At 70.6% G+C, this 13,923-nt stretch carries 10 protein-coding genes and 1 tRNA gene; 2 read left to right on the forward strand and 9 right to left on the reverse strand.

Going from position 1 to position 13,923, the window contains the following annotated elements; all coding sequences use genetic code 11:
• Positions 1-52: 52 nt before the first annotated feature.
• From H295_RS0117215 to H295_RS0117250, 8 genes are all read right to left on the reverse strand, one after another.
• Complete coding sequence (locus tag H295_RS0117215) at positions 53-1,861, reverse strand: trypsin-like serine protease (protein WP_020136576.1); 1,809 nt, start codon at positions 1,859-1,861, stop codon at positions 53-55.
• A gap of 142 nt (positions 1,862-2,003) precedes the next feature.
• The gene (gene rho / locus H295_RS0117220) at positions 2,004-4,037 is read right to left on the reverse strand and encodes a transcription termination factor Rho (RefSeq protein ID WP_020136577.1); all 2,034 of its coding nucleotides are present in this window, start codon (positions 4,035-4,037) and stop codon (positions 2,004-2,006) included.
• A 411-nt stretch (positions 4,038-4,448) separates the two neighbouring features.
• The gene (gene thrB, locus H295_RS0117225; protein ID WP_020136578.1) at positions 4,449-5,378 is read right to left on the reverse strand and encodes a homoserine kinase; all 930 of its coding nucleotides are present in this window, start codon (positions 5,376-5,378) and stop codon (positions 4,449-4,451) included.
• A gap of 271 nt (positions 5,379-5,649) precedes the next feature.
• Positions 5,650-6,708 carry a threonine synthase gene (gene thrC, locus H295_RS46720; protein WP_020136579.1) on the reverse strand — a complete coding sequence of 353 codons (1,059 nt, stop codon included), beginning with the start codon at positions 6,706-6,708 and terminating at the stop codon, positions 5,650-5,652.
• A 6-nt stretch (positions 6,709-6,714) separates the two neighbouring features.
• Positions 6,715-8,007: a homoserine dehydrogenase gene (locus H295_RS46725; RefSeq protein WP_020136580.1), complete on the reverse strand. Its 1,293-nt coding sequence runs from the start codon at positions 8,005-8,007 to the stop codon at positions 6,715-6,717.
• Between the two features lie 144 nt (positions 8,008-8,151).
• Positions 8,152-9,543 carry a diaminopimelate decarboxylase gene (lysA, locus tag H295_RS0117240; RefSeq protein WP_020136581.1) on the reverse strand — a complete coding sequence of 464 codons (1,392 nt, stop codon included), beginning with the start codon at positions 9,541-9,543 and terminating at the stop codon, positions 8,152-8,154.
• Between the two features lie 12 nt (positions 9,544-9,555).
• The gene (gene nrtL, locus H295_RS0117245) at positions 9,556-10,800 is read right to left on the reverse strand and encodes an ArgS-related anticodon-binding protein NrtL (protein ID WP_020136582.1); all 1,245 of its coding nucleotides are present in this window, start codon (positions 10,798-10,800) and stop codon (positions 9,556-9,558) included.
• 164 nt (positions 10,801-10,964) lie between these two features.
• Positions 10,965-11,483 (reverse strand): response regulator, encoded by a 519-nt coding sequence (locus tag H295_RS0117250; protein ID WP_028809450.1) that lies wholly within the window; start codon positions 11,481-11,483, stop codon positions 10,965-10,967.
• A 106-nt stretch (positions 11,484-11,589) separates the two neighbouring features.
• On the opposite strand from H295_RS0117250, the gene H295_RS0117255 reads away from it, so the two are divergent.
• A tRNA-Arg gene (locus H295_RS0117255) sits at positions 11,590-11,661 on the forward strand.
• Between the two features lie 527 nt (positions 11,662-12,188).
• On the opposite strand, the gene H295_RS0117260 is transcribed toward H295_RS0117255, so the two are convergent.
• Complete coding sequence (locus tag H295_RS0117260; RefSeq protein ID WP_020136584.1) at positions 12,189-12,905, reverse strand: SDR family oxidoreductase; 717 nt, start codon at positions 12,903-12,905, stop codon at positions 12,189-12,191.
• Positions 12,906-12,976: 71 nt separating this feature from the next.
• Here H295_RS0117260 and H295_RS0117265 point away from each other — a divergent pair, with 71 nt between their 5' ends.
• Complete coding sequence (locus tag H295_RS0117265; protein ID WP_020136585.1) at positions 12,977-13,792, forward strand: helix-turn-helix transcriptional regulator; 816 nt, start codon at positions 12,977-12,979, stop codon at positions 13,790-13,792.
• The last annotated feature ends 131 nt before the right edge of the window (positions 13,793-13,923 follow it).

Consider the following 13,923-nt stretch of genomic DNA (forward strand, 5'->3'; position numbering starts at 1 on the left):
CGGTCACAGGGCGTGACGAGAACCTCAGAGTGAGCCTTGCTCACCAGCGGTTTCAGCCAAAAATGTCGTACTGCTGGAAACCGGTACCAACGGTGACCCTTGTGGCAAAGATCTCGCTGGTGGCCTTGCCGGTGCCCTTGTAGAGGTAGAGCGTGCCGCCGGCGGTGCGGGCGACGAGGTCGGCCCTGCCGTCGCCGGTGATGTCACCGACGGCGTCGAAGGCGTTGTAGCCGCTCCAGTTGCTGCGCACCTTCACGCGGGCCGCGAAGACGCCGGTGCCGGACTTGCCGGTGCCCTTGTACAGGTAGACGTCGCCGGTGGTCTTGTTGCGGGCCAGGAGGTCCGCCTTGCCGTCGCCGGTGAAGTCGCCGTGGCCGAGGAGCTGGTTGTACTGGCTCCAGCCGCCGCCGACCCTGACCCGGGCCGCGAAGCTGCCGTCGCCCTTGCCGGGGTAGATCCACAGGACGCCCGCGGAGTCGACGGAGAGCAGGTCGGGCTTGTAGTCGCCGGTGACGTCGCCGGGGGTGACGATCCGGGTGCGGGTCCGCCAGTCGGTGAAGATCTTCTTCGGGGCGGCCCAGGAACCGCCCGTGGACGACGGGACGAACCGCAGCCAGTACACGTCACCGGTGGCGGATACGCGGTACATCAGGTCCTGGAAGCCGTCCCGGTTCAGGTCGGTCTGCCGGACCAGGTTGACGCCGTTCCAGTCGCCCCAGGACTGCGGGGCGGCGAGGGTGGTGCCCTTGGAGTCCAGCTCGTAACCGACCTTGGTGGAGGACTTGCGCACCCACAGGTCGGCCTTGTGGTCGAAGCTGAGGTTGGTGTCGTCGACCCGCGGGTAGACCGCGCCGACGTACTTGCTGACCTTGGTGAAGACGCTGTAGGCGCCCTTGGCCACGCAGTCGGTCACGTTCCAGGAGACGACGCCGACGATCCGGCCGTTGACGACGAGCGGTCCGCCGGAGTCACCGCTGCAGATCGCGGTCGTACCGGAGTCGCGGCCGCTGGCGGGCGAGCCCGCGCAGACCATGTGCCCCTTGATGAACCAGGAGCCGTAGGCCGCGGCGCAGGTCGCGTCCGACTTGATGGGCAGCGTGGCCGTCTTCAGCGTCTGGGAGACGTTCTCGCTGGTCGAGCTGGTCCGGCCCCAGCCGTAGACCTTGGCGGTCTTGGCGCCGGTCGTGGCGGGGTCGTAGGAGCCGGTGTCCGTGGACGTCGTCATACGGATCGGGGTGGCCTTGACGGGAGCCGCCAGGGTCAGCACCGCGATGTCGTTGTCGATGGTGTCCTCGTTGTACGACGGGTGGTACCACTGGCGCAGCACGCCCGTGGCCGTGCCGCCGTGCAGGTCTCCGTCGTCGGAGAGCAGCTGGGTGGCGCCGGTGACGACGACACCGCCCTTCGCCCAGTTCGCGCCCTTGACGCAGTGCGCGGCGGTGAGGATCTTCGTGGGCGCGATGACGGCGCCGCCGCAGAAGAAGCCGGTGTCGTCGCTGGTGTCCGTGGTGCCCTGGTCGTCGACGTACCAGAGCTGGGCCATCCACGGCGCCGAGGAGATCGTGGTCGTGGTGCCGCCGATGATCATCGGCGAGACGGTGCCGTCGACGGCCGGGCTGCTCGCCGTGGACCTCGACGGGCGGACGACCGCGCCGGAGCCGTCGTCGGCGGCCACGGCGGCGACGAGCCGCTTCTTCAGCTCGGCCTGCGAGGGCGCGGCGGAGACGGCCTTGACCGGCGGCTTCGGGGCGGGTGTGACGGTGGCGGCGTGCGCGGGGCCGGCCAGCAGCGTGGCGGCCACGGCGGCGGGCAGCGCGATCCACAGTCGCCGTCTGTGCCGGCGACCGGCACCTCCGGACATGGATATGCCCATGCAAGTCCCCCCTAGGGATCAGAAGTTCGGACATCGCGAATGCGGCCGAAGAGCGTGATCGTAACCCGCCAGGACACACCAAAAAGGGCCGCCCCCTGAAACAGGGGGCGGCCCTTCCGAAGGTTTTGCCTCAGTCGCCGTTGCCCGGCGTGGGCGTCGTCTTCTGGATCTGCATCAGGAACTCGGCGTTCGACTTCGTCTGCTTCATCTTGTCGAGAAGCAGCTCCACCGCCTGCTGCTGGTCGAGGGCGTGCAGCACCCGGCGCAGCTTCCATACGATGGCCAGCTCGTCCGGGGCGAGCAGGATCTCTTCCTTACGGGTACCGGACGCGTCCACGTCCACCGCGGGGAAGATCCGCTTGTCGGCGAGCTTGCGGTCGAGCTTGAGCTCGGCGTTGCCGGTGCCCTTGAACTCCTCGAAGATCACCTCGTCCATGCGGGACCCGGTGTCCACCAGGGCGGTGGCGAGGATGGTCAGCGAGCCGCCGTCCTCGATGTTGCGGGCCGCACCGAAGAAGCGCTTCGGCGGGTACAGGGCGGTCGAGTCGACACCACCGGACAGGATGCGGCCGGAGGCGGGTGCGGCGAGGTTGTACGCACGGCCCAGACGCGTGATCGAGTCGAGCAGCACGACCACGTCGTGGCCCAGCTCCACCAGGCGCTTGGCGCGCTCGATGGCGAGCTCGGCGACCGTGGTGTGGTCCTCGGCCGGGCGGTCGAAGGTCGAGGAGATGACCTCGCCCTTGACCGACCGCTGCATGTCGGTGACCTCTTCCGGACGCTCGTCGACCAGGACGACCATCAGGTGGCACTCGGGGTTGTTGTGCGTGATCGCGTTGGCGATCGCCTGCATGATCATGGTCTTGCCGGTCTTCGGCGGGGCCACGATCAGACCGCGCTGGCCCTTGCCGATCGGCGACACGAGGTCGATGATCCGGGTCGTCAGCACACCCGGGTCCGTCTCCAGGCGGAGGCGGTCCTGCGGGTACAGCGGGGTGAGCTTGTTGAACTCCGGGCGGCCGCGGCCGTGTTCGGGCGCCATGCCGTTGACGGAGTCCAGACGCACCAGCGCGTTGAACTTCTCGCGCCGCTCGCCTTCCTTGGGCTGACGGACCGCGCCGGTGATGTGGTCACCCTTGCGCAGGCCGTTCTTGCGGACCTGGGCGAGGGAGACGTACACGTCGTTCGGGCCGGGCAGGTAGCCCGAGGTCCGGATGAAGGCGTAGTTGTCGAGGATGTCCAGGATGCCCGCGACCGGGATCAGGACGTCGTCCTCGTTGATCTGCGGCTCGCCCGCGCCACCGATCTCGTCGCGGCCACGACGGCCACGGCGGTCCCGGTAACGGCCCCGACGGCCGCGACGGCCGCCCTCGAAGTCGTCGTCGTCCTGCGGGCCGTTGTCGCGCTGCTGACGGTCCTGGCGGTCCTGACGGCCGCCGCCCTGCTGCTGGTTCTGCTGCTGGCGCTGACCGCCGCCCTGGCCCTGCTGCTGGTCGTCGCCCTTGCGACGGTCACCCCGGTCCTGGCGCTCGCCCCGCTCGCCGCGGTCCCGGCCGCGGTCACGGCGGTCGCGGCGGCCACGGCCATCGCCGTCGGCGTCGGCCTGCGGCTGCTGCTGGGCCTGGGCGGGCGTCTCGGCCTTGGGCTCGGTCTTCGCCTCGGCCACGATCGTCTCGGTGCCGCCCGCGGGGGCACCGGCCTCGGCGGTGGCGCGGCGGCGACGGCGCTCGGCGGGAGCGTCGTCGCTTCCCCGCTCGGCGGCCGGCTGGCCGGGAATCTCGATCTGCTGCTGGGCCACGGCCTTCTCGGCGGGGGCCTCGGCCTTCGCCTCCGCCTTCTTCTCGGCGGCCTCGCCGGTGCGGGCCTTGGAGGTGGCGCGGCGCTTCGGCTTGGCGTCGGCGGCGGTGTCGGCCTTGGCCGGGGCACCACCTCCCGCCTGCGCCTCCTTGATGACCTCGATCAGCTGGCTCTTGCGCATACGCGCGGTGCCCCTGATGCCGAGGCCGGATGCGACCTGCTGCAGCTCGGCCAGCACCATGCCGTCGAGGCCGGTACCGCGGCGCCGCCGGGAGCCGGCACCGCTGGCAGGCGCGGAGGCGTCCGTGTCGGGCGCGGCAGCGGTCTCCTCGACACGTGCGCCCATCAGATCGGTGGTGTCGCTCACGAAGGGTCCTTCCCTGGAGCGGACGTCGGCCTGTCTGGCTCGGCGACCGTTTGTGCTGTCCGACGTCGGTCCCATCTTTGTGGACCGAGCCGGGGCGGTGGTCCGCCTCAGCGGCGGAAAAATGTGGTGACGTCGGCGCTTCCGACAGCCGTGGCACTGAGTGTCCGTGTCATGCGGCTTGGTCGCACCGGTTCCGGAGCGTGCCCGGCAAGTCGCTCAGTGCTCGCGTACGAGGTACTGCCCATGTACGTCGTACGAAACACAGCGCGGCTTGGGAGGCTCCCGGAAGAATGTCTGTCCCGGACGGGGACGTGAAGCACCTCGCCATGGTGGGGTCGGGTGCAGACTTGAGGTTAACACTACCGGATCCAACAAACATTCCCCCTCTCGAAATCCGGCACACGCCGGATCTCACATGTCACTGGCGGCCGCGAGCGGAAGCACGCTCGCCCCCTGGTCGTCCAGGTCGAGCCGGTTGGCGGCCCATCCCGCACCGGCCAGATGGGCCACCTTGTCGGCGCTGTCCGCGTCGACCAGTGCCAGCACGGTCGGGCCCGCTCCGGAGATGACCGCCGGCACTCCGTCGGCCCGCAGCCGCTCCACCAGCGCGGCGCTCTCCGGCATGGCGGGCGCGCGGTACTCCTGGTGGAGACGGTCCTCGGTGGCCGGCAGCAGCAGTTCGGGGCGCCTGGTCAGAGCCTCGACCAGCAGCGCGGCACGGCCCGCGTTGGCGGCGGCGTCGACGTGCGGCACGGTGCGCGGGAGCAGTCCGCGCGCGGTCTCGGTCAGGACGGGCTTCCCGGGCACGAAAACCACCGGAACGATGGAATCGTGGGGCTCCAGCCTGATCGCCCGGGCAGCCCCGGACTCCATCCAGGCGAGCGTGAAGCCGCCGAGCAGACACGGGGCCACGTTGTCCGGGTGGCCCTCGATCTCGGTGGCGAGTTCCAACAGCGCGGTGTCGTCCAGGCGGGCCTCGCCGCCTATGGTCACGGCACGCGCGGCGACGATCCCGGCGCAGATGGCGGCCGACGAGGAGCCGAGGCCCCGGCCGTGCGGGATGCGGTTGGCGCAGACGATCTCCAGGCCGCGCGGCTGGCCGCCCAGCAGGTCGAAGGCGGTGCGCAGGGAACGTACGAGCAGGTGGCTCTCGTCACGCGGGAGCGTCTCGCTGCCCTCTCCCGCGATGTCGATGTGCAGCCCGGAATCGGCCACCCGGACGACGATGTCGTCGTAGAGCCCCAGCGAGAGGCCCAGGGCGTCGAAGCCCGGTCCGAGGTTGGCGCTGGTGGCGGGGACGCGCACCCGGACGGCGGCGGCGCGGAAGGCGGGACCGGCCATCTCTCGATGACACTCCTTGAGCTGCGTGATGGTCGAAAACGTTCGATAGGTATCCGGAGACCCTCAGGCCGCGCAGAGGACGCGGCTGCCTGCCATGCGCGGAGGCATATGCAGCGGGCGGGTTCGGTACAGCCTATCGAAGGAAGGTTCTGTGGCGACATAGGGCGCACAGGAGGCGCACGATGCGTGTCGTAAGCCCCCTGTGCACCCCTTACCGGGATCTCCCGGCGGAGCCACTGATTCCGGGTCGGAGTCCGGGTCGGATCCCGGGTCAGGCGAGCCCGAGGCGCTCGGCCGCCGTCGCCGCGTCGACCGGCACGGTGACCGGCTGCGGGGCGCCCGCGACCGCCCAGTCGGGGTCCTTGAGGCCGTTGCCGGTGACGGTGCACACGATCTTCTGGCCCGGGTCGACCTTGCCCTGCTCGGCCGCCTTCAGCAGACCGGCCACCGACGCGGCCGAGGCGGGCTCCACGAAGACACCCTCCTGGGCGGCCAACAGCCGGTAGGCGCGCAGGATCTCGCGGTCCGTCACCTCGTCGATGAAGCCGCCGGACTCCTCCTGCGCGGCCAGCGCGAACTTCCAGGAGGCGGGGTTGCCGATGCGGATCGCGGTGGCGATGGTCGAGGGGTCCTTGACGACCTCGCCGCGCACGATCGGGGCACTGCCGGAGGCCTGGAAGCCCCACATCCGGGGGGTGCGGGCGGCGATGCCGTCGGCGGCGTACTCCTTGTAGCCCTTCCAGTACGCCGTGATGTTGCCGGCGTTGCCGACGGGAAGGACGTGGATGTCGGGCGCGTCGCCGAGCATGTCGACGATCTCGAAGGCGCCCGTCTTCTGGCCCTCGATACGGACCGGGTTGACCGAATTGACCAGCGCCACCGGGTAGTTGTCGCTCAGCGAGCGGGCCAGGGTGAGGCAGTCGTCGAAGTTGCCGTCGACCTGGAGGATCTTCGCGCCGTGCACGAGGGCCTGGCCCATCTTGCCGAGTGCGATCTTGCCCCGCGGGACGAGCACCGCGCAGACCATGCCCGCGCGGACGGCGTAGGCGGCGGCGGACGCCGAGGTGTTGCCGGTGGAGGCGCAGATGACCGCCTTGGCGCCCTCCTCCTTGGCCCGCGTGATCGCCATGGTCATACCGCGGTCCTTGAAGGAACCGGTGGGATTGGCGCCCTCCACCTTGAGGTGGACCTCGCACCCGGTGCGCTCGGAGAGCACCTGCGCGGGCACGAGAGGCGTGCCGCCCTCGCGGAGCGTCACGACCGGGGTGCTGTCGGAGACGGGCAGCCGGTCCCGGTACTCCTCGATGATTCCGCGCCACTGGTGGGTCATTGCTGGTTACTCTCCTTCAACCCGCATGATGCTGGCGACACCCCGCACGGTGTCGAGCTTGCGCAGCGCCTCGACGGTGCCGCCGAGGGCGGCGTCCGACGCGCGGTGCGTGACGACGACGAGGGACGCCTCGCCGTCCTTCCCCTGCTGCCGAACGGTATCGATGGACACCCCGTGCTCGGCGAACACGGTGGCCACCTGGGCGAGAACACCCGGTTTGTCCGCCACGTCCAGGCTGATGTGGTAGCGCGTGACGACCTCGCCCATGCTCTCGACGGGCAGGGCGGCGTACGCGGACTCGCCCGGACCCGTCGTCCCGCTGAGGCGGTTGCGGCAGACGGCGACGAGGTCCCCGAGAACGGCGGAGGCGGTCGGGGCACCACCCGCTCCGGGGCCGTAGAACATCAGCTGGCCGGAGGCGTCGGACTCGACGAACACGGCGTTGTACGCGCCGCGGACGGAGGCGAGCGGGTGGGTGAGGGGGATCATCGCGGGGTGCACGCGCGCGGTGACGGACCGGCCATCTTCGGCACGCTCGCAGATGGCGAGCAGCTTGATGGTGCAGCCCATCTCCTTCGCCGAGGCGAAGTCGGCGGCGGTGACCTCGGTCATGCCCTCGCGGTAGACGTCGTCGAGCCGCACGCGCGTGTGGAAGGCGATCCCGGCGAGGATGGCGGCCTTGGCGGCGGCGTCGAAGCCCTCGACGTCGGCGGTCGGGTCGGCTTCCGCGTACCCGAGGGCGGTGGCCTCGTCGAGGGCCTCCTGGTAGCCGGCCCCCGTGGAGTCCATCTTGTCGAGGATGAAGTTGGTCGTGCCGTTGACGATCCCGAGCACCCGGTTGACCTTGTCGCCGGCGAGGGACTCGCGCAGCGGACGGATCAGCGGGATGGCGCCGGCGACGGCGGCCTCGTAGTAGAGGTCCTTGCCGTGCTGGTCGGCGGCGGCGTGGAGGGCGGCCCCGTCCTGGGCGAGGAGGGCCTTGTTGGCGGAGACGACCGACGCGCCGTGCTCGAAGGCGGTGGTGATGAGCGAGCGGGCGGGCTCGATCCCGCCGATGACCTCGACGACCACGTCGATGTCCCCGCGTTTGACGAGGGCGGTGGCGTCGGTGGTGACGAGCTCCTGCGGGATGCCCTCACGCACCTTGGAGGGCCGCCGTACCGCGACACCGGCGAGCTCGATCGGGGCACCGATCCGGGCGGCGAGGTCGTCAGCGTGCGTCGTCATGATGCGCGCCACCTCTGAGCCGACCACTCCACAGCCCAGCAGCGCCACCTTCAGCGGACGCGTACGCATCATCCGACCTCGTTTCCTCATACCGTCACGGTGGGACCAGTCTCACTCACCGGACGGGAGTTTCTGCCCCTCGTCCGGATTATGAGACATCTATTTCATTTGTCCGGGGGTGGAAGACCGTAGATCTTCCTTTGCGCGTTCCTGTGCTCAGCCGACGTCGAGCCGCAGCAGGTCCTCCTCGGTCTCGCGGCGGACGATGACCCGGGACGCACCGTCGTTCACGGCGACGACCGGCGGACGCAGGACGTGGTTGTAGTTGCTGGCCATGGACCGGCAGTAGGCGCCCGTCGCGGGTACGGCGATGAGGTCACCCGGTGCCAGGTCGGCCGGCAGGAACGCGTCCTTCACCACGATGTCCCCGCTCTCGCAGTGCTTGCCGACGACGCGGGCGAGCATCGGCTCGGCGTCGGAGGTCCTGGACACCAGGGCGACGGAGTACTCGGCGTCGTACAGCGCGGTGCGGATGTTGTCCGACATCCCGCCGTCGACGGAGACATAGGTGCGCAGGCCGTCGAGGGGCTTGATGGTGCCGACCTCGTAGAGCGTGAAGGCGGTGGGCCCGACGATGGCCCGGCCGGGCTCGACGGAGATGCGCGGGGTCCGCAGCCGGGCGGCGTCGCACTCGCGGCTGACGATCTCGGTGAGGGCCTTGGCGATCTCGTGCGGTTCGCGCGGGTCGTCGGCGGAGGTGTAGGCGATCCCGAGCCCGCCCCCGAGGTCGATCTCGGGCAGCTCGACGCCGTGCTCGTCACGGACGTCCTTGAGCAGCCCGACCACGCGGTGCGCGGCGACCTCGAAGCCGGACATGTCGAAGATCTGCGAGCCGATGTGGGAGTGGATGCCGATGAGTTCGAGCCCGTCGAGCTTCAGCGCCCGCCGCACGGCCTCGGCGGCCTGTCCGCCGGCGAGCGGGATGCCGAACTTCTGGTCCTCGTGGGCGGTGGCGATGAACTCGTGGGTGTGCGCCTCGACGCCGACGGTGATCCGGATCTGCACGCGCTGCCGCTTGCCCAGGCTCTGGGCGATGTGCGCGACCCGGACGATCTCCTGGAAGGAGTCGAGGACGATCCGCCCGACGCCGCTCTCGACGGCCCGGGTGATCTCCTGCTCGGACTTGTTGTTGCCGTGGAAGGCGATGCGGTCGGCGGGCATGCCGGCGGAGAGCGCGGTGGCGAGTTCGCCGCCGGAGCAGACGTCGAGGTTGAGCCCCTCCTCGTGCAGCCAGCGCACGACGGCCCGGGAGAGGAACGCCTTGCCCGCGTAGAAGACGTCGGCGTCGTGCCCGAAGGCGGTACGCCACGCACGCGCGCGTGCCCGGAAGTCGGCCTCGTCGACGATGTAGGCGGGGGTGCCGTGCTCCTCGGCGAGGGTCTTGACGTCGACACCGCCGACGGTGACGACACCGTGGTCGTCCCGCGTGACGGTCTGGGCCCAGACCTTGGGGTCGAGGGTGTTGAGGTCGGCGGGCGGCGCCGAGTAATGGCCCTCGGGGAGGACGTCGGCGTGGCGGGGCCCGGCGGGGTGTGCGGAACGGCTCATCTTTGTCGTCTTTCAGAGGTGTTCGGGTGCGTCGATGCCGAGCAGGGACAGGCCGCCGGCCAGCACCGCCCCGACGGCTTCGGCGAGCGCGAGCCGGGCACGGTGGGCGGCCGAGGGTTTCTCCGCGCCGCGAGGAAGGACGGTGACGAGAAAGGGGAGCGCGGCATCGGCGACGGTGACGAGATGCCGGGCAAGGCGGTCGGGGGCGTGGTGCGCGGCGACGGCCTGGAGGGTGCGGGGGTGGGCGGCGAGGGTGTTGAGGAGGGCCTTGGGGGTTTGTACGGCGGTCGGCGGTACGGCGATGTCTTGCGCGGGGGTGTCTCGGGCGGGGACGTCCCGGGCGGGGGTGTCGAGGGCAGGGGTGTCGAGGGCAGGGGTGTCGAGGGCAGGGGTGTCGAGGGCAGGGGTGTCGAGGGCCGGTGATTCCAGGTGACCGGGCTCGGCGCGGAAGCCCAGGTCGGCGGCGTTGCGGCTGAGGGCCCGGGTGCGGGCGCAGGCGTAGCGGACGCGGAAGAGGGGGTTGCTCTCGCGCTGGACCAGGTGGTCGGCGGTGATGCGGGGGCGGTCGTGGGCGGCCGGGTGGAGCAGGGCCCAGCGGGCGGCGTCACGGCCGAGGGGGGTGGGGTCGGAGGGGGCGGGCACCGGTCGCACGGTGTCTTGCGCGTTCAGGTGGGCGATGGTGCCGTGGGCGCTGAGGTGGGCGGGGGTGCCGTGGGTGTCGACGTGGGCGTCGAGGACCTGTGCCCACTCGGGCTCGGGACGGCTCGCGCAGTTGGTGCGGACGAGGGCGCCCTGGGAGCGCAGGACGCGGGCGAGGGCGTCCATGACGACGACGGCGCGGACCTCGTGGGGCGCGTGCAGCTGAACGAGTTGCCCGGTGGGCCGTTCGACGTGCCCGTACCGCTCTCCGGCATCGAGGATCTCCCGGACGAGGGAAGCGTGGCCCCCCTCCCCCTGGAGGCTGATGTTGAGAAAGCCGGGCCCGGTGACGACGACGTCGCTGATGCCGTCGCGGATGCCGTCGCTGATGCCGTCGCAGTGAAGGAGACGCGTGCGCAGAATCTCGGCGACTCGAAGCGGCGGCTGCCCGGCGGGACCGGCGAGCTGAAGGGCGAGGTTGGTGGCGTAGTCACCACAGCCCCCGGGCCCGGGCGGCGTCACCTTCACGTCGGCCGGCACGACCACGTCCAGCTCCCCGTCATCGACAGCACGACGCACCGCGCGCAGCACGGTACGGGAGAGCTCGACGGGGGTCACGGGACCAGCGTATGGGAGGAGGGGGGTGGGTAGGCGAGCGGGATTCGGCAGGGTCCGGGATGTGGACGGCGGGGGGACGGCAGGGGCCAGAGGTTGCGGGGCCGTGCGGCTGTGGGCTGGGGATGCGGGGCCCCATGGTGCAGCGCGTGCCGTCGCGAAGCTTCTCAGCCGCCGTGCTGACGGACGCGCTCGGCGTCTCCGCCCCCGAGGACGGGCCCGACGAGAGAACCGCCGTCCCCTCGGTCGGTGCGCGCTTGCCCCGCGCCTTCTATCAACTGCCTGACCAGTCGGACGAGTTCGGCGGGCTCGAAGGGCTTGGCGAGGAAGGCGTCGACGCCGACGTCGAGACCGCTGTCGACCTCGTGCTGGGTACAGGCGCTGACGATGGCGAGGGGAAGGTGGGCGGTCCGGGGGTCGGAACGCAGCTGTGCGGCGGTCCGCAGACCGTCCAGTCGAGGCATGACCACATCGAGGGTCACGACATCGGGCTGCACCTGGTGAACGACATCCAGACACTCGACGCCATCGGCCGCGGTCACGACCTCGAGACCCTCCAGCTCGAGATTGACCCTGATCAACTGCCGGATGACCTTGTTGTCGTCCACAACAAGCACCCGACCCGACGCGCCTGGCACAACTCGAGAGTAGGTGCGGACCGGCCACCGCGTCCGGCTTTTCCCCACTTCCACCCGACGCAGCCCGTCCACCCACGAAACCCGTTCCTGATCACCCCGACGAAGCTGGTAGTGTTCTACCCGTCGCCGCGAGCCACCACCTCGCACCCGACACGCCCCCGTAGCTCAGGGGATAGAGCAACGGCCTCCGGAGCCGTGTGCGCAGGTTCGAATCCTGCCGGGGGCACCCTTCATACGGTGCCCAAAGACCCCGTCACCAGCGGAAACGCTGAGGCCGGGGTCTTCGCGTATGTGCAAGCGTGCGCGGTCGGGTGTCGGGGGCCGTGGGTTACTTGTGGACTGGCCGCAGGGCAGGGATTCGCAGGTCTGGTTCCGAAGGCTGCGAGGGCTTCGGACCGAAGTCCAGGGGTCGTTATGCCGCAGGTGTGGGTGAGGAGCGCGTGGATCAGGGGGCCGGCGCTGGAGTCGTCCTCCTGGTCGAGGACGTTGGTGATCCGGTGGTTGGGCGCGTCCTGTCTTGCGTCGAGGGCACTTGGCGTAGCGACCCAGGAGCGCTTCAGCGCGGTTGCCTGCTCGCTCCGCGGAACTTGGTGCCTTCGTCGGACCGCCGGTGGGGCGACCACCCGGACCGGTGCTCATGAGCGCGGGGCTGTGGGGGCAGCCCTCTTGTGCTGCTGCCGCGCGCGCTTCGGTCCGGACCGAGGAGGGCCGCCGTTGTGTGAATGCGCTTGGGGGCTTGCCAGGTGGTGTCGTTTACCAGGGCACGGGGGTTCCGTCCCAGGAGAAGAAGCCTCCGGTGGGGCCGTCGGCGGGTAGTAGGGACAGGTGGGTGGCTGCCTGGGCGGCCTCGGCCGGGTCGTTGCCGGTGGCGGCGGCCAGGGGGTTGAGGTCGGTGGCCCGGATGCCCGGGGCGAGCGCGTTGACCTTGAAGCCGTGCTCGGCCAGGGTCTGCGAGTAAAGGACGGTGAGGGCGTTCAGGGCGGCCTTGGACGAGCGGTAGGCGGCGGCGCCACCGCTTCCCGGGGTGAACTGGGGGTTGGGGTTCGTGCTCCAGGTCAGTGATGCGGTGCCGCTGGAGATGTTGACGATGCGCGGTTGCGGGGACCGGCGCAGGGCGGGCAGGAAGGCATTGGTCACCGCCACCACCCCGAAGACGTTGGTCTCGTAGGTGCGCCGGAACTCCTCGATGCCCGTGTCTGTCGGCAGGGCGAGTGACGGGGAGATCCCTGCGTTGTTGACCAGGACGTCGAGGCGGTCCACCTGAGCAGCGGCCCGTGCGATGCCGTCAGGATCTGTCACGTCGAGGACCAGCAGGCGGGCGCCTTCGCCGATCTCCTCGACGGCTCGCTGTCCGAGCCCGCGGTCGCGCGAGCCCACGTACACGGTGAGGCCCTCGGCGGCGAGGAGCCGGGCGATGTGCTTGCCGATGCCCTTGTTGGCACCGGTGACAAGAGCTGTGCGATCGTTCATGGCAACCACGGTTCCCTGGCTGGGAGCGCCCTGCCAGGGACAACCTGTACCAGGCAGTGGGAGGAAGCGGCATGGCACGGCAGGAGCTGGCCCACTTTCTGCGGGAGCGCCGGGCGGGCCTGCGTCCCCACGAGATCGGCATGACGGCGACGGGCAGCGATCGTCGGACACCGGGGCTGCGGCGCGAAGAGGTGGCGGAACTCGCCCACATGTCGGTCGACTACTACACACGGCTGGAGCAGGCCCGGGGCCCGCGGCCGTCCACCCGGATCCTCGACGCCTTGTCCCGGGCACTACGGCTCACGCCGGCCGAGCGCAGCCACCTGTTCCGCCTCGCGGGATCGAGCGCGCCGCCCGGCATCAGTGCCGTGCGGCGGGTACGCCCGCATGTGGCCCGGATGCTGGAGCGGTTGCCGGAGGCCGGTGCCATCGTCACCGACGCGGCGTACGGCGTCGTCGCCTGGAATCCCCTGGCCCAGGCCCTGCTCGGCGGTGATCTCGGAAGCGGGAGGACGAACCTGGCCCGGCGCCGCTTTCTTGGCCAGGGGCGGATGTACGAGAGCTCCAGCGCCGAGGAGTTCGGGCACATTGTGGTGGCGCGGCTGCGGCGGGCCGCCGACCGCTACCCGCATGACCCGCAGTTGACCGCTCTGCTGGCCGAACTGCACGCCGGCAGCGAGGAGTTCCGGCAGATATGGCAGACGCGTCCGGTCCACGCCCCCGGGCACCGCACCAAGACCCTCGATCACCCGGAGACCGGCACGCTGCGGTTGAACTGTGACGTCCTGCTCGTGCCCGAGGACGACCAGGAAGTCGTCCTGATCACGGCCGATCCCGGATCATCTGCCGCGCGGGCCCTGCACAGGCTGGCCACGCCGGCGACCTGAGACATCAGACTGACGCAGGAAAGAGTGCCGGACCGGCACACGGATCCTGCCGGGGCACCGACGGAAGGGCCGGCTCAGGAGGGGTTTCCTCCACAGCCGGCCCTTGGTCGCTTCAGGCACGTGAGCGCGCC

The sequence above is a fragment of the Streptomyces sp. 351MFTsu5.1 genome (genome assembly GCF_000383655.1).
Taxonomy (GTDB): domain Bacteria; phylum Actinomycetota; class Actinomycetes; order Streptomycetales; family Streptomycetaceae; genus Streptomyces; species Streptomyces griseorubiginosus.